Genomic DNA, 23,140 nt, shown 5'->3' with positions numbered 1-23,140 from the left:
ATCAGTTGGATAGCCAGCTATCGATTCCAAAAGCCGCGGCGCGTCCGGTGGCAAAACAGGCCGTGAGCAGGTAGCCGCCGGTCGGCGCTTCCCAGTCGAGCATCTCGCCCGCGACGAAGACGCCCGGCAGCGCCTTGAGCATATAGGCCGCGTCGATCGCATTGAAGCGAATGCCGCCGGCCGACGAAATCGCCTCGGCAATCGGCCGTGGCCGCACGAGCCGGATCGGCAGAGCCTTGATCGCCGCTGCCAGCGCCTCCGGCGTCATGGTGGAAACATCGGGGAAACATTCGCGCAGCAGCGCCGCCTTGACGCCGTCGAGCCCCGCCCCCTTGCGCAGCCGGCTGGAAAAACTCGCCTTGCCGCCCTGGCGTGCAAGATCACCGGCAAGGCGCTCGATGGCCCGCCCCGGCGCCAGATCCAGCACGAGCGTCGCAATCCCGTTCTGCTCCAGCGCATCACGCAAGGTGGCGGCATGGGCATAGATCAGGCTGCCCTCCACACCCGACTTCGACACGACGAACTCGCCGGGAATGGCACCCGCCGCCGAATGCGCCATGACACCCTTGACCGGCGCCCCGGCAAATCTTTCGACGAAAAACGGTGACCAATCCACGTCGAAGCCGCAATTGGCCGGACGCAAGGGCGCGATCCCGACGCCCCTTTCCGCAAGCGTATCGACCCAGGCCGCATCTGAACCAAGCCGCGGCCAGCTCGCCCCGCCGAGCGCCAGAAGCACCGTATCGAATTCCATCGTCGTCATGCCTTCCGACGTCTCGACGAGAAGACCCTCCGGCGCAAAACCGTGCCATCGGTGACGCACGCGGATATCGACGCCCTGATTTTCCAGCCGCGCCCGCCAGGCGCGCAGCAGCGGCGAGGCCTTCATGACGATCGGAAACACGCGGCCGGACGTGCCGACGAAGGTTTCCGTGCCAAGCCCGAGCGCCCAGGCCCGCAGATCCTCCGGCGTGAAGGCATCGATCGCCACGCGCAGATGCTCGTTCGCCGCGCCAAAACGGGTGACGAAGCGCTCATAGGCTTCCGAATGGGTGAGGTTGAGACCCGACTTGCCTGCCAGCAGAAATTTGCGCCCGATCGTCGGCATCGCCTCCAGCACGGTCACCGCGTGGCCGCGCGCCGACAGCATTTCTGCCGCCATCAGCCCGGCCGGCCCGCCGCCGACGATCCCGATGCGCCGCTTGTCCATTCCGCGTCCCGCCTTGAAAACCCTGGCCGTCCTCATAAATCGTCTGCGGCGGCTCCGCCAGCCGTGTATGGTCGCGCGAGACGTGAAGGAGACGGACATGGACATCAAGCGCAACGGCACCAGCCCCTCGACGCCCGGCCCGGCGGATTATTTCACCGGCAAGGTGCGCCTCGACACGCCCTTCAAGGCAGAAGCGCCCGGACGCGCCGGCGGCGCGATCGTCACCTTCGAGCCGGGTGCCCGCACCGCCTGGCACACGCATCCGCTCGGCCAGCTCGTTATCGTCACCGCCGGCCTCGGCTGGGCGCAGCGCGAGGGCGGGCCGATCGAGGAAATCCGCCCCGGCGACGTCGTCTGGTTCCCGCCCGGCGAAAAGCACTGGCACGGCGCCACCGACAGGACCGCCATGACCCATGTGGCCATCGCCGAATCGGAAAACGGTTCGCCTGTGACCTGGCTGGAGCAGGTGACGGACGAGCAATATCGCGGCGCGGCCTGACGGTCAGGGCGCCGCGTATTTCCGCGTGAAGGGAATGCCGTTGAACGTGTGCGTGCAGCAGGCACAGCGCGGCTCCATATGCTCGACGCGCAAATCCGGATCGACCAGCAGCAGCCGGTTTTCGGCATCGACGAAGAGCCCGCTGTAATAGGAACTCTCGCCGATCCGCACGAAGGACTTTTTCTCCGCCTCCGAGCGCGCCACCATCCAGGAAATCGGCTCCACTTTGTCGAGCCGCGCCACTGCCTCGGCATGCACACCATCCCACTCCTCACCGACGCGGGAAAGCAGGAATTTGAAGAGCGGCGTATAGTCGAGCCCGTAGCGCTGCCCGCTGCGCATGGCGCCCTCATGCACGCGATTCTCTCGCTGCATTCGCGCTTCCGGTCAGGCTGCCCGCCCGGATTCATAGCGCAAATGGCCGCAAGCGTCAGCCCGGAACGCCCGGTGCCTCATGGCCGGTCTGGGCGACATATTCGACGTAGCCGCCCGGATATTGATGCACGTCGTCACCGTTCAATTCGAGCACACGGTTCGACAAGGCGCCGAGGAAATGGCGGTCGTGCGAAACGAAGAGCATGGTGCCCTCGTATTCCCCCAGCGCCTTGATCAGCATTTCCTTGGTGTCGAGATCGAGATGGTTCGTCGGCTCGTCGAGGATCAAGAAGTTCGGCGGATCGAACAGCATCGCCGCCATCACCAGCCGCGCCTTCTCGCCGCCGGAGAGCACCCGGCACCGCTTTTCGACATCATCGCCGGAAAAGCCGAAGCAGCCGGCCAACGTGCGCAGCGGCCCCTGCCCGGCGCGCGGAAACTCGTTCTCCAGCCATTCGAACACCGTCATCTCGCCGTCGAGAAGATCCATCGCATGCTGTGCAAAATAGCCGACCTTGACGCTGGCCCCGATCGTCACGCTGCCCTCGTCCGGCGTGGCGGCACCGGCGACGAGCTTCAGCAATGTCGACTTGCCCGCACCGTTGACGCCCATCACGCACCAGCGCTCGCGGCGGCGGATGAGAAAACTGAAATCCTGGTAGATCGAGCGGCTGCCATAGGCCTTGTGCACGTTCTTGAGATTGACCACGTCCTCGCCCGAGCGCGGCGCTGGCTGGAACTCGAACATGACCGTCTGGCGCCGGCGCGGCGGCTCGACGCGCTCGATCTTGTCGAGCTTCTTCACCCGGCTCTGCACCTGGGCGGCATGCGAGGCGCGCGCCTTAAAACGCTCGATGAATTTTATTTCCTTGGCGAGCATCGCTTGCTGGCGCTCGAACTGCGCCTGCTGCTGCTTCTCGTTCTGCGCGCGCTGCTGCTCGTAGAAGCCGTAGTCGCCGGAATAGGTCGTCAGCGACCCGGCGTCGATCTCGATGATTTTCGTGACGATGCGGTTCATGAACTCGCGGTCATGCGAGGTCATCAAAAGCGCGCCGTCATAGCCTTTCAAAAACTGCTCCAGCCAGATCAGGCTTTCGAGATCGAGATGGTTGCTCGGCTCGTCGAGCAGCATGACATCCGGCCGCATCAGCAAAATGCGGGCGAGCGCCACACGCATCTTCCAGCCGCCGGAAAGCTTGCCGACGTCACCGTCCATCATCTCCTCGCTGAAGCTCAGCCCCGCCAGAACCTCCCGCGCCCGGCTCTCCAGCCCATAACCATCGAGCTCCTCGTAACGCGCCTGCACCTCGCCATAGCGCTCGATGATCGTATCCATCTCGTCGAGCCGGTCCGGATCGACCATCGCCGCCTCAAGTGCGTGCAGTTCCGCCGAGACCGTGCTCACCGGCCCCGCCCCGTCCATCACCTCGGTGACGGCGCTACGCCCCGCCATCTCGCCCACATCCTGGCTGAAATAACCGACAGAAACATTCTTCTCGACCGAAACCTGCCCCTCGTCCGGCTGCTCCTGGCCCGTGACCATGCGGAACAACGTCGTCTTGCCGGCCCCGTTCGGCCCGACCAGCCCGATCTTCTCCCCCCGGTTCAACGCAGCGGACGCCTCGATGAACAGGATACGGTGGCTGTTGGACTTGCTGATATTCTCGATGCGGATCATGAAAAAACGGGCCTCGTCGTGTCCCGCGCCCTATGCCATGACGCAGTGCACAAAGTCCATGCGGCAAGCCGGCAAATTCATGCAGTGATGGCGGGAAGATATGGCGGAGAGGGTGGGATTTGAACCCACGATACCCTTGCAGGTATGCCGCATTTCGAGTGCGGTGCATTCGACCACTCTGCCACCTCTCCGCATAGTCGGTCGGCGCCCTTCGACGCGGGGCGGTACATAGCGGGTGTGGGACGGGCTTGCAAGGGGGATCGCCCGAGGAATGTTCATCTATTTGTCACGGTGACGGAAATTCCCTTGACAGTTTTCATCGCCTCACCTATTGCGCAAGGTGCAGTGGCATAGGTCTCACTTGTGCCGCGACGCTGGTTCTTTGTGCCATGCCTTATTGGTATTCCGCAAGGAACCGTTTGAGCCGGCGATGCGCCAATGCATCGCCATTCCGAGCGACTGATAAAAAGACGGCCTTGCCTTGACGGGCAAAGAGCCGGCACGAACATGAAAGGATATAAAATGTTCGCAGTCATCAAGACCGGCGGTAAGCAGTACCGCGTGGCCGCCAACGACGTTCTGACGATTGAAAAGCTGTCGGGCGACGCTGGTGCAAAGATCGAATTCACCGAAGTGCTGATGGTCGGCGTTGGCGCCGATGCCACGATCGGTGCGCCCTTCGTCGAAGGCGCCATCGTGACGGCCGAAGTCGTCGAGCATGGCCGCGCCAAGAAGGTCATCGCCTTCAAGAAGCGTCGTCGCCAGAACTCGAAGCGTTCGCGTGGTCATCGTCAGCACAACACGACTGTCCGCATCATCGACATCGCAGCCGCCGGCAAAGCGAAGAAGGCTTCCAAGAAGTCTGAACCCGCAGCCGAAGCAGCAGCCGAATAATCCGGACAGGTAAAGGAGAACTCCCATGGCACACAAGAAAGCTGGCGGTTCCTCGCGCAACGGTCGCGATTCCGAGTCCAAGCGCCTTGGCGTGAAGAAGTTTGGCGGCGAAGCCGTCCTCGCAGGCAACATTATCGTCCGCCAGCGTGGCACGCAGTGGCATCCCGGTGCCAATGTCGGCCTCGGCAAGGATCACACGATCTTCGCACTTACGGCTGGCAATGTGAATTTCCGTACGAAGGCCAACGGTCGCGTTTACGTGTCTGTCGCCCCGAAAGCGGAAGCAGCGGAATAAGCCGGTAGCGCTCTAAAACAGCCGGCGTCTCATTGACCCGGCTGACGCTACAGGTTCAGGCCTGAAGAAAAAAGGGGAGATGGGGCAAGACCCATCTCCCCTTTTTGCTCTGGAGGACTGAGCCATGCAGACCGAATTGTTGCGGGACGACCAATCAAGGTCTCCCAAGGAAAGGCTGAGGCCTGAACGGCCAAGGACCGATTGCCCGATCTTACTGTCGCCGCGGCTCGTCATGAGAGCCCCGCACGAAGACGACATCGACGCCCTTGCCCATCTCGCCAACAACGCCAATATCGCCAACATGGTCGCCCGCATGCCCCACCCCTATACGGTGGCGGATGCCGCCGATTTCGTGCGACGCACACGCGCCGGCGCGATTGGCAAGTGCGTCTATGCCATTACCAAAGCCGACAACGGCGCCTTCCTCGGTTGCTGCGGTATCGAGCCGCATGAGGACGGACGCACCGTCGAGCTCGGCTATTGGCTGGGCGAGCCCTACTGGAACCAGGGTTATGTCACCGAGGCGGCCCACGCGCTGATCGACATGGTCTTCCGCACCCGCGATGTCGAGCAGATCGACGCGCGGTGCCGGGTCATGAACATCCCCTCGCGGCGGGTCATCCAGAAGTGCGGCTTCCAGTTCCAGGCGACCGGCATGGTGCAGAGCCTCTCGGTCGGCGGCATGGTTCCCGTCGAATGGTACAGGCTCGACCGCAAGACCTGGGTCTCGCTGAAGAGCTGGGGAGGGATGCGATGAACGCCATGCAGACCCCGATGAACGTCGAGCGCAGCACCGGCCCCGGTGCCTGCCCGACCATCACGACCCCGCGCCTGGCGCTGCGCCCGCACCGCATGTCCGATGCGGATGCGATCGCGCAGTCGCTCGGCGACTTCCAGGTCTCGCGCATGCTGGCCCGCGTGCCGGCACCCTATGATCGGCAGGATGCGAGCGAATGGCTTTCGATCGCCACCACCGATCTCTACGAGGGCTGGGCGCTCGCCATCACCGCGGGAGACGACGTGCATATCGGCTGCGTCGTCTTCGAGCGGCGCGGCAACGGATGGGAACTCGGCTACTGGCTGAACCGCTTCTATTGGGGGCGGGGCTATATGAGCGAGGCGGTGCATGGGGCGACGGCACGGTTCCTCATGCGCATGCCGGGCACGGACATCCACTCCGGCATCTTCGCCGACAACCTCGCCTCGCTGCGGGTGCAGGAAAAGACGGGCTTCCGCATCACCGGCTGCAGCGACGTGTTCAGTGTCGCCCGCGGTGCCATGGTTCCGCATATCGAAACGCGGCTGGAGCCGGGCGATTTTCGCCCGGCGGCGCCGAGGCGCTAAAACAGACCGGGGCGGAGCGATCCGCCCCGGTTTTCCAGGGTCCGTTTCCCCACCCACCGACGTCATCCTCGGCCTTGAGCCGAGGATCCATGCCGCGGGTGGGACGTGGATGGTCGGGTCAGGCCCGACCATGACGGAGGAGAGGGTTTCCCGGTTTTAGAGCGGGGCGACGATGAAAAATTCAGCCCGTTTCACTCACGAAAGCTCGAACCAGACCGGCAGGTGGTCGGAGCCGAAGGCGGTCTCGTCGACCCAGGCATCCGTCAGCCGTTCGACGAGGCCGTGGCTGAGGAAACAATAGTCGAGGAAGAGGCGGTCGGCGTGGTTCTTGGGATCGATCCAGCTGTAGCTTGCGGCGTGTCGCTTGCCGAGGCCGGCCAGTGCATCGACCGGATGGGTGGCGCGGATCTGGCGGCCGTAGAGCGCATCTACGCTGCCGGCCATCTCGTCATATTCCGGCGATTCCGGCACCATGTTGAAGTCGCCCATCAGCACGTAATCCTCCGGCACCGGCGGTTCGGCAAGGCCGAATTCGTGCGCACCGGAAATCGCGCCGCCCTCGAAACCATAAAGCTGGGCGCGATCCTTGAGATAGCGGATCTGCGCGATGCGCTCGTCGCGGTGGACATGGTCGAGATGCGTGGAATAGACGCGGATGGCGCCCTTCGGCGTGGCGATCACCGCTTCGGTCGCGCCGCGCTGCAGGTTCAGCTTGTCGAGCGTTCGCGTGCGCGGAAGCAGGATCGTGCGGGTCGAGAGGATCGGCCAGCGCGAAAAGATCATGTTGCCGAACTGGAAGCGGCGGTTGACCGCGCGGCCCTGCTCGATCGCCGAGCCGGCGTCGAGATCGCAGGCCGCACCAAAGACGGAATAATGCGTGGCGAGCAGCGTCTGCAATTCCGCGACCATGTCGACATGGCCGTTGCGGTGAAAATTGCGGGTCACTTCCTGGAGCGCGATGATATCGGCACCGTGAATGCTGGACACGATGCGCGGCAGGTCGAACCGATCATCGAGACCGATGCCATACTGGACGTTGTAGCTGACGAATTTCACGATAGTCTTTGACCTCTCAGGCAAGCGGCTATATCGAAGACGGCACTATTAGAAGACGAGAAAAGCGAACGGCGAGCCGATGAAATTCCTGGACGAAGCAAAAGTCTATATCCGGTCCGGTGACGGCGGGGCAGGGGCTGTCTCGTTCCGTCGCGAAAAATTCATCGAGTTCGGCGGGCCGGACGGCGGCGACGGCGGGCGCGGCGGCGACGTGTGGGTGGAGGCCGTCAACGGCCTTAACACGCTGATCGACTTCCGCTTCCAGCAGCACTTCAAGGCCGCGACCGGCACGCACGGCATGGGCCGCAACCGCACGGGCGCCAATGGCGACAGCGTGACGCTGAAAGTGCCGGTCGGCACGCAGATCTTCGAGGAAGACAACGAGACGCTGATCATCGACATGGTCACCGAGGGCCAGCGCTTCAAGCTTGCCGCCGGCGGCAATGGCGGCTTCGGCAACACGCATTTCAAGTCCTCCACCAACCAGGCGCCGAACTGGGCCAATCCGGGCCTGGAGGGTGACGAAAAGACCATCTGGCTGCGGCTGAAGCTGATCGCCGATGCCGGTCTCGTCGGCCTGCCGAATGCGGGCAAGTCCACCTTCCTCGCGACCTGCACGCGCGCCCGGCCGAAGATCGCCAACTATCCCTTCACGACGCTGCACCCCAACCTCGGCGTCGCGACGATCGACGGCGGCGAATTCATCCTTGCCGACATTCCGGGCCTCATCGAGGGTGCGCATGACGGCATCGGGCTCGGCGACCGTTTCCTTGGCCATGTCGAGCGCACGCGCGTGCTGCTGCACCTCGTCTCCGCCCAGGAGGAGGATGTCGCCAAGGCCTACAAGACGGTGAAACACGAGCTTGAAGCCTATGGCGGCGGCATCACCGACAAGCCGGTGATCGTGGCGCTGTCGCAGATCGACCTGCTCGACGAGGACGAGTTGAAGAAGAAGACCAAGGCGCTTCAGAAGGCGAGCGGCCAGAAGCCCTACCAGATTTCTGCCGTCGCCGGCGTCGGCATGACGAGCACGCTCCGGGCGCTGCGCGACATCATCGTTGAAGCGAAGAATTCCGGATCCGACGACTGAGATGACGAGACACCGCAAACCGCTCGGAAAATACCGCCGGATTGTGATCAAGATCGGCTCGGCCCTGCTTGTCGACCGGGCGAGCGGCCTGAAAAAGGCGTGGCTTGATGCCATGTGCCAGGACATCGCCGCGCTCAGGGCCGGCGGCACTGAGGTGCTCGTCGTCTCCTCCGGCGCCATTGCGCTCGGCCGTTCCGTGCTGAAGGTGCCCTCGGGGGCGCTGAAGCTGGAGGAAAGCCAGGCGGCGGCGGCCGTCGGCCAGATCGCGCTGGCGCGCGCCTGGTCGGAAAGCCTTTCCACCGACGGCATCGTCGCCGGCCAGATCCTGCTGACGCTCGGCGATACGGAAGAGCGGCGGCGGTATCTCAACGCGCGCGCGACGATCAACCAGCTCTTGAAACTCGGCGCCGTGCCGATCATCAACGAAAACGACACGGTCGCGACGACCGAAATCCGCTACGGCGACAACGATCGCCTTGCCGCCCGCGTCGCCACCATGACGGGCGCCGACCTGCTGGTGCTGCTCTCCGATATCGACGGCCTCTATACGGCACCGCCGCATCTCGACCCCGACGCACGCTTCCTCGAAACGATCGACGCGATCACGCCGGAGATCGAGGCGATGGCCGGCGGTGCCGCTTCGGAATTGTCGCGCGGCGGCATGCGGACGAAGATCGATGCCGGAAAAATCGCGACGGGTGCGGGTTGTGCCATGATCATTGCGTCGGGCAAGGTCGACCATCCGTTGCGCGCGGTTGAAGAGGGCGCACGGTCTTCGTGGTTTGCGCCTTCCGGATCGCCTGTAACCGCGCGCAAAACCTGGATTGCCGGGCAGTTGCAGCCGGCGGGGCGTCTCGAAATCGATGCCGGCGCGGAAACGGCGCTCGCCTCGGGCAAAAGCCTGCTGCCGGCCGGCGTGCGCGGCGTCTGGGGTTCGTTTTCGCGCGGCGACACCGTCTCGATCTATGGTGCGAACGGGCGCGAGATCGCCCGCGGGCTTGCCGGCTACGATGCCGACGAAGCGCGCCTGATCGTTGGGAAAAAATCGGCGGAAATCGCCGCCATTCTCGGTTATGCCGGCCGCGCGGCCATGGTGCACCGGGACGACCTCGTGGTGACCGGCCGTTCGGCAGCGCCGCTTGCCGAGGCGGGAAGGGATGTGAGCCATGCTTGACCAGGCCAAGAAAACCGACATCGACAGCCTGATGGCCGAGATCGGCCGCAACGCCCGCGCCGCCGCCCGGCCGCTGGCGATTGCGACCGCCGAGCAGAAGAACCGCGCGCTCGAAGCGATGGCCGCGCAGATTTTCGCGAACCGCGACGCCATTCTCGCCGCCAATGAAATCGACCTCGCCAATGCGAAGGAGAGCGGCGTCGCCGGCTCCTTCATCGACCGGCTGACGCTGACGGCCGAGCGCATCGAGGGCATCGCTGCGGCAATCCGCGATATCGCGGACCTGAAGGACCCGGTTGGCGACGTGATCGCCGAATGGGACCGGCCGAACGGCCTGCATATCGAGCGCGTGCGCACGCCGCTCGGCGTCATCGGCGTCATATATGAAAGCCGGCCGAACGTCACGGCCGATGCCGGCGCGCTGTGCCTGAAGGCCGGCAATGCCGTGATTCTCCGCGGCGGATCGGACAGCGTGAATTCATCGCAGGCGATCCATTCCTGCCTCGTCGCGGGCCTGAAGGCTGCCGGCCTGCCGGAACATGCGATCCAGTACGTGCCGGTAACGGACCGCGCCGCCGTCGGCGCCATGCTGTCCGGCCTCAATGGCGCCATCGACGTCATCGTGCCGCGCGGCGGAAAAAGCCTCGTCGCGCGCGTGCAGAGCGAGGCGCGCGTGCCGGTTTTCGCCCATCTCGAAGGCCTCTGCCACATCTATGTCGACAAGTCCGCCGACCTGGAGATGGCCAAAAGGATCGTCGTCAACGCCAAGATGCGCCGCACCGGCATCTGCGGCGCGGCGGAAACGTTGCTGGTCGACCGCGCCATTGCCGACACGCATCTGGCGCCGCTGGTGGAGGGCCTGCGCGCCGCCGGCTGCGAGGTGCGCGCGACGGCGGAAATCCTCGTCCGCATTCCGGGTCTCATCGCCGCCACCGAGACGGACTGGTCGACGGAATATCTCGACGCCATCATCTCGGTCACCCTGGTCGACGGCATTTCCGGCGCGATCGAGCATATCAACCGCTGGTCCTCCGCCCACACCGAGGCCGTCATCGCCGACGACCCGGCCGTCGTCGAACGCTTCTTCACGGAAATCGACTCGGCGATCCTGCTGCACAACGCCTCCACGCAATTTGCTGACGGCGGCGAGTTCGGCATGGGCGGCGAGATCGGCATCGCGACGGGAAAGATGCATGCGCGCGGCCCCGTCGGCGTCGAGCAGCTCACCTCCTTCAAATACCGGGTGCGCGGCACCGGACAGGTGCGGCCCTGAAGTGACGCCGGACGCCATTGCAGACCGCTATTTGAAAATGCCGCATGTCGAAAAGGGCATGGCGGTCGGCCTGTTCGGCGGCTCGTTCAATCCACCGCACCAGGGCCACGCGCTCGTCGCCGAAACGGCGCTGCGCCGGCTCGGGCTCGACCAGCTCTGGTGGATGGTGACGCCCGGCAACCCCCTGAAGGACCACCGCCAGCTGGCGCCGCTTGCCGAGCGCATCAAGCTCAGCGAGGCGATCGCGCCCAGCCCGCGGGTGAAGGTGACCGCCTTCGAAAAACGCCTCGGCCAGAGTTATACGGCAAAGACCCTGGAGCGCGTGCAGGCGCTGAACCGCGGCGTCCACTTCGTCTGGATCATGGGCGCCGACAATCTCGGCACCTTCCACCGCTGGCAGAACTGGCAGAAGATCGCCTGCACTTTCCCGATCGCTGTCATCGACCGCCCCGGCTCGACGCTCTCCTACCTCTCCTCCCGCATGGCGAAAACCTTCGACTATGCCCGCGTCGACGAGGAGGATGCGATGAGCCTACCCGGCCGGCGGGCACCGGCCTGGACCTTCATCCATGGGCCGCGTTCGGCGCTGAGTTCGACCGCCCTGCGCGACCGCGCGGCCGTAGAGAAAACCATCCCTCAGAAGTGACGTCTTGAAACTGGCATGCATTGATGCCTACATTTACACTGTACCGGTAAGGTAATGCCGGTACGAGACGTGCTGTCCTGTTACCCAGAAAGGAACGAACCTGACAACAGTGCACGCAAAGGGAAGCGCCCGCAGCGTCTTCTCGAAAGGCCCGGGACGTGGCGACGATGCCGCCGACCGCGCGCTTCAACTGGTCCTCGCAAGCCTCGAGGACTCCAAGGCAGAAGATATCGTTACCATCGACATTGCCGGAAAATCAGCACTGGGCGACTACATGGTGGTCGTGTCCGGACGCTCGAACCGTCACGTCATGGCGATTGCCGATCACCTCATCTCCGATCTCAAGGACGAAGGCCTGGGCAATGCCCGCGTCGAAGGCCTGGAGGCTGGCGACTGGGTGCTGATCGACGCAGGCGATATCATCATCCACGTGTTCCGGCCGGAAGTCCGGGAGTTCTACGCCATCGAACGGATGTGGGCGACTCCCGAGATCGAGGACGGCACCGTCCATTAACAGACGCCGGACGCCTGTCCGGTGAGGAAAAGCGGGTGCGCGGCTTGAGCGCACTCACGAACGGACAGGGTTTGGGCGATGCGGGTTGGACTTTTCGCGGTTGGACGGCTGAAGGCCGGCCCTGAGAAGGATCTTGCGGCCCGCTATCTGGACCGTTTCGCCAAGGCCGGCCCCGCCGTCGGCCTGGAGCTCGGCAAGCTTGTCGAAGTCGGCGAAAGCCGCGCCGGCAATGCGGAGACGCGCAAGCGCGAGGAAGCGGTCCTGCTGGAAAAGGCGCTGCCCGACGGCGCCGTGCTGATCCTGCTCGACGAGCGCGGCAAATCGCTCGATTCGCCCGCCTTTGCCGACCTGATCGGAAATTTCCGCGACGGCGGAAAACGCGACCTGATGATCGCGATCGGCGGCGCCGACGGGCTGGACCCCGCGCTCTACAACCGTGCCGACGCCACGCTCTGCCTCGGCAAGCTCACCTGGCCGCACCAGCTGGTGCGCATCCTGCTCGCCGAGCAGCTCTACCGCGCCGTCACCATTCTCTCCGGCCACCCCTATCACCGCAGTTAGAGCATTTCCGCACTTCTTCGAATCGCGAAAACGCTCTCTTTCTTTGTTTTTACGCAATTCCGGACGCAAAACCGCTGCACACTTTTGCTGGAATTGCTCTACGCGCAATCGTCACGCAAGGCTGAGCGCGCAGGGTGGCAGAGGCCGTATTTTTGGCGCGGTTTGTTGGCCAAGTGTTTTGCGGCAGCGGGATTTCTTGGCGAAACCTCCAAATCAGCATAGAGCGTTGGGGGAACGGACGTTCGGGAGACGATGAGGAAAGCCGGCACAGTCAATCCGGGTGAGGGGGTCAGTCGCCTGCTGCGACCGGCCTTGCTTTCGGTCGTCCTGTCGCTGACCCTTGTTTCCCAGCCCATCGCCGCCGAGCCCGTCGAGGGAAATGTCGCGCTGGAAAAGACCGGCTCCCTGCCGAAGGTCGAGCCAGATCCAGCCGCCGCTCTTGCACTGCGTCGTGACAGCACGCGCCGGGAGCTCGAAACGCTGTCCCAGTCGATCACGGTTTCGAGCGAGAAGACGAAGGAGCTGGAAGCCGAGATCGCCACGCTCGAAAAATCCCGCCAGAGCCTGCGCGATGCTATCGTCAAGTCGGCCGCGATGCGCAAGGACATGGAAAACAAGATTCTTGCCGGCGAAAAGCGGCTGGAAGGCATGCGCGAGCGCGAAGCAGGCGTGCGCGCCTCGCTGCACGAGCGGCGTGGGCTTTTGGCGGAAGTTCTCGCCGCCCTCCAGCGCATGGGCCGCAATCCGCCGCCGGCGCTGCTCGTCAAACCCGAGGATGCGCTCTCTTCCGTGCGCAGCGCCATCCTTCTGGGCGCCGTCGTGCCCGGCATCCGCAAGGAGACCGAGGAACTCGTCGCCGATCTCAAAGAATTGATGGACGTCAAGACGGATATCGACCGCGAGCGGACCGACCTTGCCCAGGCGATGCTGCTGCGTGTCGAGGAGGAAAAACGCTCCGAATTGCTGGTCGCCCAGAACGAGGCGCTGACGGCCACGAACAGCCGCACATTGGCCGCGGAACGCCGGCGCGCCGAGGAGCTTGCGGCCCGCGCCACCAGCCTGGAAGGCCTGATCGGCAGCCTGGAGCGCGACATCGGCTCCGTGCGCGATGCGGCCGCCCTGGCGCGCACCAAGGAAGAGGAACGGCGCAACCAGACAGACGCCGAACGGGAGCGGGCGAGGGCGCTCGCGCGCGACTCGGTGCCCGACAAAAACCGCATTGCTCCGGCATATGAATTCTCCGAACTGCAGGCAAAACTGGACTTTCCCGTGGCCGGCGACGTTCTGCGCCAATTCGGCGAAGCAGACGGCACCGGCCATGATTCGCAGGGGCTGACGCTCGCCGCAAATCCCGGCGCGCTGGTCACCGCCCCTTCGGATGGATGGATCGTCTTTGCCGGCACGTTCCGCAGTTACGGGCGCATGATCATCCTGAATGCTGGGGAGGGCTACCATCTTGTGCTCTCCGGCATGGACCGGGTGAGCGTGCGAGAGGGTCAATTCGTCGTGGCGGGAGAACCACTTGCCGTGATGGGTGAAAAAAGGGTCGCGAGTGTCAACGCTTTGACGCTGGAAACAGACAAGCCGACACTTTACATTGAATTCCGAAAGAACGGAAAACCGGTTGATTCCCGGCCGTGGTGGTCCGCAAAAAATTCTGGAAAGGCACGCAATGATACGTAGGGCTTCACTTGTGATCGTCGGTGCACTGATGGGTGCGACCGCCATGAGCGTCATCAACACGGCGACATTGCCTGCCGAAGCTGCCGGCTCGTCAACTTATCGTGAGCTCTCCATCTTCGGAGACGTCTTCGAACGCGTGCGCGCGCAATATGTGACGCCGCCGAAGGAAGACCAGCTGATCGAGAATGCCATCAATGGCATGCTCACCTCGCTCGACCCGCATTCGTCCTACATGAATGCCAAGGACGCCGACGACATGCGCACGCAGACGCGCGGCGAATTCGGCGGTCTCGGCATCGAGGTCACGATGGAGGACGAGCTCGTCAAGGTCATCACCCCGATCGACGACACGCCGGCCGCCCGCGCTGGCGTTCTCGCCGGCGACTTCATTGCCAAGATCGACGGCGCGGACGTGCGCGGCCTGAAGCTGGAAGAAGCGGTCGAGAAGATGCGCGGCGCGGTCAACACGCCGATCAAGCTGACGCTGATCCGCAAGGGCGCCGACAAGCCGATCGAACTGACCATTATGCGCGACATCATCGCGGTGCGCGCGGTCAAGTCCCGCGTCGAGAACGATGTCGGTTACCTGCGCGTCATCTCCTTCACGGAAAAGACCTATGACGACCTCGAAGCCGCGATCACCAAGATCAAGGAAGAGGTTCCGGCCGACAAGCTGAAGGGCTACGTGCTCGACCTGCGCCTCAATCCGGGCGGTCTGCTCGACCAGGCGATCAATGTCTCCGACGCCTTCCTGGAGCGCGGCGAGGTCGTCTCGACCCGCGGCCGCAACGAGGACGAAACCCGCCGCTTCAACGCGACGCCGGGCGACATCACCGACGGCAAGCCGGTCATCGTCATGGTCAATGGCGGTTCGGCCTCGGCGTCGGAAATCGTCGCCGGCGCGTTGCAGGACCTGCGCCGCGCCACCGTGCTCGGCACGCGGTCCTTCGGCAAGGGCTCCGTCCAGACCATCATCCCGATGGGCGACGCGGGCGCACTGCGCCTGACGACGGCGCTCTACTACACGCCATCGGGCAAATCGATCCAGGGCACCGGCATTACGCCGGACATCACGGTCGAACAGCCGCTGCCGGCCGAGTTGCAGGGCAAGCTGGAAGCCGCCGGTGAATCCAGCCTGCGCGGCCACATCCAGGGCCAGAGCGAAACGCAGGAAGGCTCCGGCTCCTCGGCCTATGTGCCGCCGGAAGCCAAGGACGACCTCCAGCTTCAGTATGCGCTGGAACTGCTGCGCGGCCAGAAGACGGACAAGGCCTTCCCGGCCAATCCGGAAAAGGCGGAGCTGAAGAAGTAAGCCGCTTGCTCCTGGCCCGTCACCGCACGGGCCAGGATTTCTTCTTGCACCTTCTGGCCAGCACGGACTGACCTTGGGCACAGACATTCACGCACCTCTCGGCCAGGACCGCAAGGCAAGGCCAGGACCGGCAGGACCGTCGCGGTTCTCCGCCGGCAATGTCGTGTTTGCCGTGGCGATCGCCGGCATGCTCGGCTTTTCCGGCTGGACCGCGCTGGCTCCCACGGGCCTGCGCACCGCGCCAATCACCGTGCCCGCGGAAGACGCCTCCTCCGAGACGACGACTGACACCAGGCCCGACCAGAAGACGGCCGAGGCGAAGGACGGCGTGCGCCGGACGACCGGCCTTTCCGGCGTGCGCGTCGAGGAGACGCTGACCGACGACGGCAATGTCGTGCGCAAATACACGCCGGGCGCGCGCGACGGCACCGGCCCACTCATCATCGAGGCCAACCGCATCGGCCAGGATGCGCGCTCCGCCGCCTTCCCCAACGAAGACCTGCTGGAAGAGACCTCCGACGGCAAGATCCCGATCATCGGCCTCGATGGCACACGGCCGATGGACCAATACGCCCGGCCATGGTCCGGCGCACGCGGCACGCGCATCGCCATCGTCGTCGGCGGGCTCGGCCTCAGCCAGACGGGCACGCAGCGCGCGATCCGCGAGCTGCCCGGCGAGGTGACGCTGGCCTTTGCCGCAAGCGGCAACAGCCTGCCGCGCTGGATGCAGGAGGCACGCCGCAACGGCCACGAAATCCTGCTGCAAATGCCGCTGGAACCCTTCGACTATCCGCAGAACGACCCCGGCCTCTACACGCTGCGCACCGATTTCGGCGAGACGCAGAACCTTGCCGAACTGCACCGCGCCATGGCGCAGATCACCAACTATACCGGCATCGTCAATTTCATGGGCGGCCGCTTCCTTTCCGACGCCGATGCGCTGGAGCCGGTGATCCGCGATGTCTCCGGCCGTGGCCTGCTCTTCCTCGACGACGGCAGCTCGGCGCAGTCGCTGTCGGGAACGATCGCCGGTGCCGTCGAGGCGCCGCATGCCTTTGCCGACCTCCAGCTCGACGCCGACCTTTCCCGCGACGCGGTGCTGAAGAAACTCGACGAGCTGGAGCGCATCGCGCGCCGCAACGGCACGGCGATCGGCATGGCTTCTGCCTTCGATGAAAGTGTGGACGCGATCCGCGAATGGTGCGAGGAAGCGCAGGGCCGCGGCATCGAGATCGTCGGCGTCGCGTCGCTTGCAGCCGTTCCCGCCAAAAAATAGGAATTTTCGATGGGCAAGGATAAGGACAAGGTGGTTCAGGCCGAGGACCTGCCCTACCGCCCCTGTGTCGGCATCATGGTGCTGAACGCGGACAACAAGGTCTGGGCCGGCCGGCGGATTCCCGTCGGCAATTCCGAATATGACGGTTCGCCGCAGCTCTGGCAGATGCCGCAAGGCGGCATCGACAAGGACGAGGATCCGCTGGCCGCCGCCCACCGCGAGCTCTACGAGGAAACCGGCATGAAGAGCGTCTCGCTCCTCGCCGATGCCGGGCGCTGGATCAACTACGACCTGCCGGCCCAGCTCATCGGCATCGGCCTCAAGGGCAAATATCGCGGCCAGACGCAGCGCTGGTACGCCTTCCGCTTCGAAGGCGACGAAAGCGAGATCGCCATCAACCCGCCGCCGGGCGGCCACGAGCCGGAATTCGACGCCTGGGAATGGAAGGCGATGCAGGACCTGCCGGGGCTCATCGTGCCCTTCAAGCGCAAGGTCTACGAAGAGGTCGTCGCAGCCTTCGCGCACCTGGCGCCCTGACAAACAAAAATCCCCGGCAAGGCCGGGGATTTTCCATTCCGGATGGCGCGGATGCGCCCTTATTCGGCTTCGTTTGCCGGTGCGGCGTTGAGCTGGCCGTATTTTTCCTCGCCGAGCTTCTTCAGAAGGTCGATTTGGGTTTCGAGGAAGTCGATATGGCCTTCCTCGTCGATCAGCAGCTCTTCGAAAAGCTTCATGGTGACGTAGTCACCGGCGTCATGACAGATGTCGCGCGACTTCTTGTAGGCCTTGCGGGCGTCATATTCGCCGGCGAGGTCGGCTTCCAGCACTTCCTTGACGTTCTGGCCAATGCGAAGCGGTGCGACGGTCTGGAGGTTGGGGTGGCCTTCGAGGAAGATGATGCGGGCGACGAGCTTGTCGGCATGCTGCATCTCTTCGATCGACTCGGCACGCTCCTTCTTGGCGAGAAGCGTGTAACCCCAGTCCTCCAGAAGGCGGTAGTGGAGCCAGTACTGGTTGACAGCACCCAGCTCGAGATAGAGCGCTTCGTTAAGCTGCTCGATGACTTTTTTGTCGCCTTTCAAGGTCCGCTCTCCTGTTTTCTTCATGGAATTGTTTGAGGCGGATCATGAAATCAAATATCTCGTCGTCCGTCGAGTGGCGGCCGGCGTGGTACTGCTCGGTTGTGCGGATGATGATGTCGACGACGTTGGGGAAACAGCCGCAACAGCGGCCCCGCTTCTGCATCGCGTGATAGACTTTTGCAGGCACGATGAGCTGCCAACAGTCCTCGTCGAGGAGCTCGTTGATCACGTCGACAATTTCACTATCGGTTATGAAGTTGCAGCTGCAAACCAGCATTTCGTCTTGCCTGTCATACGCAAAGCACTGAGTTTCCGGCATTAAGCAAAAGGCGACCTTTGCTGTCAAGAATGAACAGGTCAGCCTTGCTGACTCATGAATTTAGAGTCATTCTAAACTTGATTATAAATATCGTCTTTTCAGAGGGTTACAGTTCGCTGACATGTCAAAAAGACTTCGAACGGTGCGGCAAACTGACCGATCACATTTTATTGCAAAAGTCGCTTTCGACGAGGATTTTCCCGAAACCCTCCGATTCCGTCCCCTGCCGGCCCAAACCTCGAATCGTCGGGCGAACCGCCCCATTTACGCATAGGATGCAGGCGGGGCATGCAAATTCGACCCTCGAAAAACGCTGGAAATCGTCTATATGACGGGCAAAGGAGAGCCCATGGCCCGCATAGACCAGACCGATGATTGGCGGACGCGCCACGCCCCGACGATCAGCGCGTTCGAATCGCTGGCGCTCGAAGCCTATGGCCATCTGCCGGAAGAGTTCCGCGCGCTGACCGGCAATCTCATCATCGAGATCGCCGAATTCCCGAGCGACGACGTCTTCGAGGACATGGCGCTCGAAACACCCTTCGACCTGCTCGGCCTGTTCGAGGGCCGCGGCATCAGCGAACGCTTTACGGTCGAGACCGGTGAAATGCCGAACCGCATCACCCTCTACCGCCGCCCGATCCTCGACTACTGGGCAGAGAACGAGGAAACCCTGGGGGACATCATCACCCACGTCCTCATCCACGAGATCGGTCACCATTTCGGCCTGTCGGACGACGATATGGAACGCATCGAGGCCAGCGCCGAGATCGCGGCGGGCTGAGCCGGACAACGTTTATCGACCAACGGCGCCCCACCCACGACGCCATCCTCGGGCTTGACCCGAGGATCCACGCGGCACCCTGGCCATGGATGGGTCGGGTCAAGCCCGACCATGTCGAAGGAGAGGCGGGGGCGTGGCGGCACCGTGTTTTGTTTCGCGCTTACTGCTCGGAAAGCTTGATGTCTGGCGTGTATTCCTTGCCCGGCACATCCTTCACCACTGCCTGGCCGCACTGCATCAGCTTCGTTTCGGCATTGTAGGCATAGGTCGGCGAGCCGTGCAGGTCCCAGCCCTTGTTCAGCGCCAGCGTCACCTTGTGGCAGAACGCGGCATCGTCGGGGCCGGTCAGGAAGCGGTAGACTTTCATGCTTTCTTCTTTCTCTCGTTGATCAGGTCGGCCTTGGCGAGCACGCGCCCGGCCTGTTCGGCGTGGAGTTTCTCGACCATGCGGCCGGCGAGTTCGACGACGGCCTTGCCGGCATTTTCCGGCGCGTCGAAGGCCGCGACGATAGCCAGCGCCTCGGCGGCTTCCGCCTCCGTCACGCCGAAGGCTTCGTTGGCGATGGCGATCTGGGTCGGGTGGATCAGCATCTTGCCGTCGAAGCCCATCTGGCGGCCCTGCCGGGCTTCCGCTTCGAGGCCGTCCGTATCGGAAAAATCGTTGAAGACGGCGTCGATGACATCGAGCCCCGAGGCGCGCGCCGCGATGACCACCTGAAGCAGCAGCGGCACGAGGAAGGGACGGCCGGGAATATCGGCAATGCCGGTTTCCTTGCGCAGGTCGTTGAGGCCGACGACGAAACAATCGAGCCGGCCGCCATGGGTGCGGCCCGTCTCGGCGATTTCGGCGAGGTTGAGCAGGCCGGCGGCCGTCTCGACCATCGCCCAGAGCCGCGGTCCCTCGTCGGCGCCCGCTTCGGAAAGCCAGTCGGCAACGGTGAGCACGTCCTGCGGCGCCGAGACCTTCGACAGCAGCACCGCGCCCGGCATGCAGTCCAGCACCGCTTCGAGGTCGAGCGCGCCGTCCGGCCCGTCGAGCGGGTTGATGCGGATAACATATTCGTGAGCGCCCGACCGGTCGAGGCCCTGGAAATGGGCGACGAGGGCGGCCCGCGCCTCCGCCTTCTTCTCCGGCAGCACGGAATCCTCCAAGTCGAAGATGATCGTGTCGCAATCGAGCGTCGCGGACTTGGCGAGTGCGCGGGTGTTGATGGCGGGAACGCTCAGCACCGAGCGGCGGAGAGCGAGCGGATGATGGTGCGGTGTCCTGTTCATCCGTCCTTTTTGCCGCGCTTTGTCGCAGCCGGCAAGCACTACCGGTTTCGGCCTTGCAATGGACAAAATCGACCCCCACATTCGTCTCTACAGAAAGGGCAAAATCCCATGCAGCGCATACGCTCCATCGTCTTCACCGTCCTCACCATGCTGATCGCCGGCGCGACCTTCCTGTTCGCCGCCTCGCTCGGCCTTGCCATCGCCGGCATCATAGCCGTGCTGATGCTCGGCAGCATGCTCGCAGGCAAGCTCCAGCCCCGTCCGGTCCGGGCGACGGCCCGCGCGCGTAACGACCGCGCCGCCCCCGGCCAGCGCGAACCGCGCATCTGGAACGACGGCCGCGGCACGATCATCGATCTCTAGGCCGCATTCCCTCCTTCAAGAGTCACCGGGCGCAGACCGCGCCCGGCTTTTGCGTCTGGTCGCCCGGCTGTTCGGAAGATTCTCCTTCAAATTCCGGGAAAACTGATCTAAACGCTTGGCGAAACCGACATCACCGTATTCCGAGGGTCTCCGCATGGAAAAGTTCGTCAAGCTGACCGGCGTCGCCGCGCCGCTTCCCGTTGTCAATATCGACACGGACATGATCATTCCCAAGGACTACCTGAAGACCATCAAGCGCACCGGCCTCGGCAAGGGCCTCTTCGCCGAAGCGCGCTTTCATGAAGACGGCAGCGTCAACGAAGATTTCGTGCTGAACAAGCCCGCCTACCAGAACGCCACGATCCTGGTCGCCGGCGACAACTTCGGCTGCGGCTCCTCGCGCGAGCACGCACCATGGGCGCTGCTCGACTTCGGCATCCGCTGCGTCATTTCCACCAGCTTCGCCGACATCTTCTACAACAACTGTTTCAAGAACGGCATCCTGCCGATCGTCGTCAGCCAGGACGACCTCGACAAGCTGATGGACGATGCGAGCCGCGGCTCGAACGCCATCCTGACCGTCGACCTCGAAGCCCAGGAAATCACCGGTCCCGATGGCGGCCGCATCACCTTCGACATCGACGCCTTCCGCCGCCACTGCCTGCTGAACGGCCTCGACGATATCGGCCTGACGCTGGAAAAGGCGACCTCGATCGACAGCTACGAAAAGCAGACCGCCTCCTCGCGGCCCTGGGCCTGAGCCGATGCGCCGGCTGATCTCGTCCGGCTCTGTCTTCGAGGTTAAGGCGGGCTATTCGCGCGCCGTCGTCCAGGGTGACTGGTGCTTCGTGTCCGGCACGACCGGCTACGACTACACCACCATGACGATGCCCGAGAGCGTTGAAGAGCAGACGCGCCGCTGCCTCGCCACCATCGGCGAGGTTCTGGAGGAGGCCGGCTTCTCCTTCGCTGACATCGTGCGCTGCCACTATTACGTGACCGACGCCGCTTTTGCCGACCGGGTCTTTCCGATCCTCGGCGAGACCTTCGGCCGGATCCGCCCTGCCGCCACCATGATCGTCTGCGACCTCATCCGGCCGGAAATGCTGATCGAAATCGAAGTCACGGCGCTCCGGCAAAACTGAAACGTTCGCGCAAAAATCTTTCGTCCCGGCGATTTTCCTTGAACGGAAGTTGCGCTAAGAAGCGCGCGACCATTCCATGACATCAAGGAAAATGCCATGACAGCGCGTACCCTCCTTCTCCTGCCCGGCGACGGCATCGGCCCGGAAGCCATGGCGGAAGTCCGCAAAATCATCGCCTATATGAATGCCGAACTCGGCGCCGGCTTTACGACCGACGAAGGCCTCGTCGGCGGCTCGGCCTATGACGCCCATGGCGCGGCGATCTCGGAAGGCGACATGGAGAAGGCGCTTGCGGCGGATGCCGTGCTGTTCGGCGCCGTCGGCGGCCCGAAGTGGGATGCCGTTCCTTACGAAGTCCGCCCGGAAGCCGGCCTGCTGCGCCTGCGCAAGGACCTGAAGCTGTTTGCGAACCTGCGCCCGGCGATCTGCTACCCGGCGCTCGCCAACGCCTCCTCGCTGAAGGCCGAACTCGTCGAAGGCCTCGATATCCTGATCGTGCGCGAACTCACCGGCGGCGTCTATTTCGGCGAGCCGAAGGAGATCATCGATCTCGGCAACGGCCAGAAGCGCGGCATCGACACGCAGGTCTACGACACCTACGAGATCGAGCGCATCGCCGGCGTCGCCTTCGAACTCGCCCGCACGCGCGGCAACCGCGTCTGCTCGATGGAAAAGCGCAACGTCATGAAGTCCGGCGTGCTCTGGAACCAGGTCGTGACGGAAACGCACAAGCGCGCCTATTCCGACGTGCAGCTCGAACACATGCTGGCCGACGCCGGCGGCATGCAGCTCGTGCGCGCGCCAAAACAGTTCGACGTCATCGTCACCGACAACCTGTTCGGCGACATGCTCTCCGACGTCGCCGCCATGCTGACCGGCTCGCTCGGCATGCTGCCGTCCGCCTCGCTCGGCGCGCCGGATGCCAAGGGCCAGCGCAAGGCGCTCTACGAGCCCGTGCACGGCTCGGCGCCGGACATTGCCGGCAAGGGCATCGCCAACCCGATCGCCATGATCGCCTCCTTCGCCATGTGCCTGCGCTACTCTTTCAACATGGTCGCGGAAGCCGACAACCTCGAAAAGGCGATCGCCGACGTGCTCGACAGCGGCGTGCGCACCGGCGACATCATGTCGGAAGGCAGCCGCCAGGTCGGCACGACCGAGATGGGCGACGCCATTCTCGAAGCGTTCAAGAAGCTCTCGGCCTGAGACCACTATCTTCACTGGAAAGGCTCCCGGCGCAGGTGCTCCGGGAGCCTTTTTCGTTTGCGCTCCCTTGAAATGCCGGCTGCCGC

Annotated in this window: 28 protein-coding genes and 1 tRNA gene; 20 read left to right on the top strand and 9 right to left on the bottom strand. The window is 63.9% G+C overall.

Annotation, left to right across the window (positions count from 1 at the left end):
* Position 1 precedes the first annotated feature (1 nt).
* The gene (locus AC1Q6Z_RS17405; RefSeq protein ID WP_492648693.1) at positions 2-1,210 is read right to left on the bottom strand and encodes a TIGR03862 family flavoprotein; all 1,209 of its coding nucleotides are present in this window, start codon (positions 1,208-1,210) and stop codon (positions 2-4) included.
* Between the two features lie 97 nt (positions 1,211-1,307).
* Here AC1Q6Z_RS17405 and AC1Q6Z_RS17400 point away from each other — a divergent pair, with 97 nt between their 5' ends.
* Positions 1,308-1,709, top strand: coding sequence for a (R)-mandelonitrile lyase (locus AC1Q6Z_RS17400; RefSeq protein WP_492648692.1), 402 nt, complete (start codon positions 1,308-1,310; stop codon positions 1,707-1,709).
* Between the two features lie 3 nt (positions 1,710-1,712).
* Here AC1Q6Z_RS17400 and AC1Q6Z_RS17395 read toward each other — a convergent pair whose 3' ends face one another.
* The 3 genes from AC1Q6Z_RS17395 to AC1Q6Z_RS17385 form a co-directional block, all read right to left on the bottom strand.
* Positions 1,713-2,084 (bottom strand): hypothetical protein, encoded by a 372-nt coding sequence (locus AC1Q6Z_RS17395; protein ID WP_492648691.1) that lies wholly within the window; start codon positions 2,082-2,084, stop codon positions 1,713-1,715.
* Between the two features lie 55 nt (positions 2,085-2,139).
* The gene (locus tag AC1Q6Z_RS17390) at positions 2,140-3,762 is read right to left on the bottom strand and encodes an ABC-F family ATP-binding cassette domain-containing protein (protein ID WP_492648690.1); all 1,623 of its coding nucleotides are present in this window, start codon (positions 3,760-3,762) and stop codon (positions 2,140-2,142) included.
* A gap of 101 nt (positions 3,763-3,863) precedes the next feature.
* Positions 3,864-3,953: transfer RNA gene (locus AC1Q6Z_RS17385), tRNA-Ser, on the bottom strand.
* Between the two features lie 331 nt (positions 3,954-4,284).
* Here AC1Q6Z_RS17385 and rplU point away from each other — a divergent pair.
* The 4 genes from rplU to AC1Q6Z_RS17365 all read left to right on the top strand — a co-directional run bounded on the left by rplU (position 4,285) and on the right by AC1Q6Z_RS17365 (position 6,295).
* Positions 4,285-4,656, top strand: coding sequence for a 50S ribosomal protein L21 (gene rplU / locus AC1Q6Z_RS17380; protein WP_256120504.1), 372 nt, complete (start codon positions 4,285-4,287; stop codon positions 4,654-4,656).
* 25 nt (positions 4,657-4,681) lie between these two features.
* A complete protein-coding gene (gene rpmA, locus AC1Q6Z_RS17375; protein WP_134648437.1) occupies positions 4,682-4,951 on the top strand; it encodes a 50S ribosomal protein L27 in 270 nt (89 codons plus the stop codon).
* Positions 4,952-5,075: 124 nt separating this feature from the next.
* Positions 5,076-5,708 (top strand): GNAT family N-acetyltransferase, encoded by a 633-nt coding sequence (locus AC1Q6Z_RS17370; protein WP_256120503.1) that lies wholly within the window; start codon positions 5,076-5,078, stop codon positions 5,706-5,708.
* On the top strand, positions 5,705-6,295 hold the full coding sequence (locus AC1Q6Z_RS17365; RefSeq protein WP_492648689.1) for a GNAT family N-acetyltransferase: 591 nt from the start codon (positions 5,705-5,707) through the stop codon (positions 6,293-6,295). Before AC1Q6Z_RS17370 ends, AC1Q6Z_RS17365 begins: the two co-directional genes overlap by 4 nt.
* Before the next feature lie 195 nt (positions 6,296-6,490).
* Here the strand turns inward: AC1Q6Z_RS17365 and AC1Q6Z_RS17360 are convergent, their stop codons facing one another.
* Entirely contained in the window at positions 6,491-7,351 is an 861-nt protein-coding gene (locus AC1Q6Z_RS17360; RefSeq protein WP_492648688.1) for an endonuclease/exonuclease/phosphatase family protein, read from the bottom strand.
* Positions 7,352-7,430: 79 nt separating this feature from the next.
* Here AC1Q6Z_RS17360 and obgE point away from each other — a divergent pair, with 79 nt between their 5' ends.
* The 10 genes from obgE (at position 7,431) to AC1Q6Z_RS17310 (ending at position 17,417) form a co-directional block, all read left to right on the top strand.
* Positions 7,431-8,441, top strand: coding sequence for a GTPase ObgE (gene obgE / locus AC1Q6Z_RS17355; protein ID WP_435268994.1), 1,011 nt, complete (start codon positions 7,431-7,433; stop codon positions 8,439-8,441).
* 1 nt (position 8,442) lies between these two features.
* Entirely contained in the window at positions 8,443-9,615 is a 1,173-nt protein-coding gene (proB, locus tag AC1Q6Z_RS17350) for a glutamate 5-kinase (protein ID WP_492648687.1), read from the top strand.
* Positions 9,608-10,888, top strand: a complete 1,281-nt coding sequence (locus AC1Q6Z_RS17345; protein WP_492648686.1) for a glutamate-5-semialdehyde dehydrogenase — start codon at positions 9,608-9,610, stop codon at positions 10,886-10,888. The genes proB and AC1Q6Z_RS17345 overlap by 8 nt, the downstream gene beginning before the upstream one ends.
* A gap of 37 nt (positions 10,889-10,925) precedes the next feature.
* Entirely contained in the window at positions 10,926-11,534 is a 609-nt protein-coding gene (locus tag AC1Q6Z_RS17340) for a nicotinate-nucleotide adenylyltransferase (protein ID WP_439626626.1), read from the top strand.
* 100 nt (positions 11,535-11,634) lie between these two features.
* Positions 11,635-12,048, top strand: a complete 414-nt coding sequence (gene rsfS, locus AC1Q6Z_RS17335) for a ribosome silencing factor (RefSeq protein ID WP_256120526.1) — start codon at positions 11,635-11,637, stop codon at positions 12,046-12,048.
* Between the two features lie 78 nt (positions 12,049-12,126).
* Positions 12,127-12,609 (top strand): 23S rRNA (pseudouridine(1915)-N(3))-methyltransferase RlmH, encoded by a 483-nt coding sequence (gene rlmH, locus AC1Q6Z_RS17330; RefSeq protein WP_492648685.1) that lies wholly within the window; start codon positions 12,127-12,129, stop codon positions 12,607-12,609.
* A gap of 252 nt (positions 12,610-12,861) precedes the next feature.
* A complete protein-coding gene (locus tag AC1Q6Z_RS17325) occupies positions 12,862-14,292 on the top strand; it encodes a murein hydrolase activator EnvC family protein (protein ID WP_492648684.1) in 1,431 nt (476 codons plus the stop codon).
* Positions 14,282-15,604, top strand: a complete 1,323-nt coding sequence (locus tag AC1Q6Z_RS17320) for a S41 family peptidase (protein WP_256120495.1) — start codon at positions 14,282-14,284, stop codon at positions 15,602-15,604. Before AC1Q6Z_RS17325 ends, AC1Q6Z_RS17320 begins: the two co-directional genes overlap by 11 nt.
* 73 nt (positions 15,605-15,677) lie before the next feature.
* Positions 15,678-16,880: a divergent polysaccharide deacetylase family protein gene (locus tag AC1Q6Z_RS17315; protein WP_492648683.1), complete on the top strand. Its 1,203-nt coding sequence runs from the start codon at positions 15,678-15,680 to the stop codon at positions 16,878-16,880.
* 9 nt (positions 16,881-16,889) lie between these two features.
* Positions 16,890-17,417 carry an RNA pyrophosphohydrolase gene (locus AC1Q6Z_RS17310; RefSeq protein WP_492648682.1) on the top strand — a complete coding sequence of 176 codons (528 nt, stop codon included), beginning with the start codon at positions 16,890-16,892 and terminating at the stop codon, positions 17,415-17,417.
* Between the two features lie 59 nt (positions 17,418-17,476).
* On the opposite strand, the gene bfr is transcribed toward AC1Q6Z_RS17310, so the two are convergent.
* Both bfr and AC1Q6Z_RS17300 read right to left on the bottom strand, forming a co-directional pair.
* Positions 17,477-17,962: a bacterioferritin gene (gene bfr, locus AC1Q6Z_RS17305; protein WP_256120492.1), complete on the bottom strand. Its 486-nt coding sequence runs from the start codon at positions 17,960-17,962 to the stop codon at positions 17,477-17,479.
* On the bottom strand, positions 17,928-18,281 hold the full coding sequence (locus AC1Q6Z_RS17300; protein ID WP_256120525.1) for a (2Fe-2S)-binding protein: 354 nt from the start codon (positions 18,279-18,281) through the stop codon (positions 17,928-17,930). Before AC1Q6Z_RS17300 ends, bfr begins: the two co-directional genes overlap by 35 nt.
* A 349-nt stretch (positions 18,282-18,630) precedes the next feature.
* On the opposite strand from AC1Q6Z_RS17300, the gene AC1Q6Z_RS17295 reads away from it, so the two are divergent.
* Complete coding sequence (locus AC1Q6Z_RS17295; RefSeq protein ID WP_069061576.1) at positions 18,631-19,065, top strand: metallopeptidase family protein; 435 nt, start codon at positions 18,631-18,633, stop codon at positions 19,063-19,065.
* A gap of 160 nt (positions 19,066-19,225) precedes the next feature.
* Here AC1Q6Z_RS17295 and AC1Q6Z_RS17290 read toward each other — a convergent pair whose 3' ends face one another.
* Positions 19,226-19,432, bottom strand: coding sequence for a DUF1737 domain-containing protein (locus tag AC1Q6Z_RS17290; RefSeq protein ID WP_256120491.1), 207 nt, complete (start codon positions 19,430-19,432; stop codon positions 19,226-19,228).
* On the bottom strand, positions 19,429-20,340 hold the full coding sequence (locus tag AC1Q6Z_RS17285; RefSeq protein ID WP_492648681.1) for an HpcH/HpaI aldolase/citrate lyase family protein: 912 nt from the start codon (positions 20,338-20,340) through the stop codon (positions 19,429-19,431). Before AC1Q6Z_RS17285 ends, AC1Q6Z_RS17290 begins: the two co-directional genes overlap by 4 nt.
* A 108-nt stretch (positions 20,341-20,448) precedes the next feature.
* Here AC1Q6Z_RS17285 and AC1Q6Z_RS17280 point away from each other — a divergent pair, with 108 nt between their 5' ends.
* From AC1Q6Z_RS17280 to leuB, 4 genes are all read left to right on the top strand, one after another.
* Positions 20,449-20,703, top strand: a complete 255-nt coding sequence (locus AC1Q6Z_RS17280) for a hypothetical protein (protein ID WP_492648680.1) — start codon at positions 20,449-20,451, stop codon at positions 20,701-20,703.
* Positions 20,704-20,857: 154 nt separating this feature from the next.
* Positions 20,858-21,463: a 3-isopropylmalate dehydratase small subunit gene (gene leuD, locus AC1Q6Z_RS17275; RefSeq protein ID WP_256120488.1), complete on the top strand. Its 606-nt coding sequence runs from the start codon at positions 20,858-20,860 to the stop codon at positions 21,461-21,463.
* A 4-nt stretch (positions 21,464-21,467) separates the two neighbouring features.
* Entirely contained in the window at positions 21,468-21,848 is a 381-nt protein-coding gene (locus tag AC1Q6Z_RS17270) for a RidA family protein (protein ID WP_492648679.1), read from the top strand.
* Between the two features lie 96 nt (positions 21,849-21,944).
* On the top strand, positions 21,945-23,054 hold the full coding sequence (leuB, locus tag AC1Q6Z_RS17265) for a 3-isopropylmalate dehydrogenase (RefSeq protein ID WP_492648678.1): 1,110 nt from the start codon (positions 21,945-21,947) through the stop codon (positions 23,052-23,054).
* Positions 23,055-23,140 lie beyond the last annotated feature (86 nt).

This window comes from Shinella sp. GW835-FHT14H05 (genome assembly GCF_058793575.1).
The sequence above is the reverse complement of the archived record's forward strand: the minus strand, read 5'-3'. Positions and strand labels throughout refer to the sequence as shown.

Bases quoted from the DNA above. Each gene is read 5' to 3' on its own strand.
- AC1Q6Z_RS17405 (WP_492648693.1), bottom strand. From the start codon at position 1,210: ATGGACAAGCGGCGCATCGGGATCGTCGGCGGCGGGCCGGCCGGGCTG.
- AC1Q6Z_RS17400 (WP_492648692.1), top strand. From the start codon at position 1,308: ATGGACATCAAGCGCAACGGCACCAGCCCCTCGACGCCCGGCCCGGCG.
- AC1Q6Z_RS17395 (WP_492648691.1), bottom strand. From the start codon at position 2,084: ATGCAGCGAGAGAATCGCGTGCATGAGGGCGCCATGCGCAGCGGGCAG.
- AC1Q6Z_RS17390 (WP_492648690.1), bottom strand. From the start codon at position 3,762: ATGATCCGCATCGAGAATATCAGCAAGTCCAACAGCCACCGTATCCTG.
- rplU (WP_256120504.1), top strand. From the start codon at position 4,285: ATGTTCGCAGTCATCAAGACCGGCGGTAAGCAGTACCGCGTGGCCGCC.
- rpmA (WP_134648437.1), top strand. From the start codon at position 4,682: ATGGCACACAAGAAAGCTGGCGGTTCCTCGCGCAACGGTCGCGATTCC.
- AC1Q6Z_RS17370 (WP_256120503.1), top strand. From the start codon at position 5,076: ATGCAGACCGAATTGTTGCGGGACGACCAATCAAGGTCTCCCAAGGAA.
- AC1Q6Z_RS17365 (WP_492648689.1), top strand. From the start codon at position 5,705: ATGAACGCCATGCAGACCCCGATGAACGTCGAGCGCAGCACCGGCCCC.
- obgE (WP_435268994.1), top strand. From the start codon at position 7,431: ATGAAATTCCTGGACGAAGCAAAAGTCTATATCCGGTCCGGTGACGGC.
- proB (WP_492648687.1), top strand. From the start codon at position 8,443: ATGACGAGACACCGCAAACCGCTCGGAAAATACCGCCGGATTGTGATC.
- AC1Q6Z_RS17345 (WP_492648686.1), top strand. From the start codon at position 9,608: ATGCTTGACCAGGCCAAGAAAACCGACATCGACAGCCTGATGGCCGAG.
- AC1Q6Z_RS17340 (WP_439626626.1), top strand. From the start codon at position 10,926: ATGCCGCATGTCGAAAAGGGCATGGCGGTCGGCCTGTTCGGCGGCTCG.
- rlmH (WP_492648685.1), top strand. From the start codon at position 12,127: ATGCGGGTTGGACTTTTCGCGGTTGGACGGCTGAAGGCCGGCCCTGAG.
- AC1Q6Z_RS17325 (WP_492648684.1), top strand. From the start codon at position 12,862: ATGAGGAAAGCCGGCACAGTCAATCCGGGTGAGGGGGTCAGTCGCCTG.
- AC1Q6Z_RS17320 (WP_256120495.1), top strand. From the start codon at position 14,282: ATGATACGTAGGGCTTCACTTGTGATCGTCGGTGCACTGATGGGTGCG.
- AC1Q6Z_RS17310 (WP_492648682.1), top strand. From the start codon at position 16,890: ATGGGCAAGGATAAGGACAAGGTGGTTCAGGCCGAGGACCTGCCCTAC.
- AC1Q6Z_RS17300 (WP_256120525.1), bottom strand. From the start codon at position 18,281: ATGCCGGAAACTCAGTGCTTTGCGTATGACAGGCAAGACGAAATGCTG.
- AC1Q6Z_RS17295 (WP_069061576.1), top strand. From the start codon at position 18,631: ATGGCCCGCATAGACCAGACCGATGATTGGCGGACGCGCCACGCCCCG.
- AC1Q6Z_RS17290 (WP_256120491.1), bottom strand. From the start codon at position 19,432: ATGAAAGTCTACCGCTTCCTGACCGGCCCCGACGATGCCGCGTTCTGC.
- AC1Q6Z_RS17285 (WP_492648681.1), bottom strand. From the start codon at position 20,340: ATGAACAGGACACCGCACCATCATCCGCTCGCTCTCCGCCGCTCGGTG.
- AC1Q6Z_RS17280 (WP_492648680.1), top strand. From the start codon at position 20,449: ATGCAGCGCATACGCTCCATCGTCTTCACCGTCCTCACCATGCTGATC.
- leuD (WP_256120488.1), top strand. From the start codon at position 20,858: ATGGAAAAGTTCGTCAAGCTGACCGGCGTCGCCGCGCCGCTTCCCGTT.
- AC1Q6Z_RS17270 (WP_492648679.1), top strand. From the start codon at position 21,468: ATGCGCCGGCTGATCTCGTCCGGCTCTGTCTTCGAGGTTAAGGCGGGC.
- leuB (WP_492648678.1), top strand. From the start codon at position 21,945: ATGACAGCGCGTACCCTCCTTCTCCTGCCCGGCGACGGCATCGGCCCG.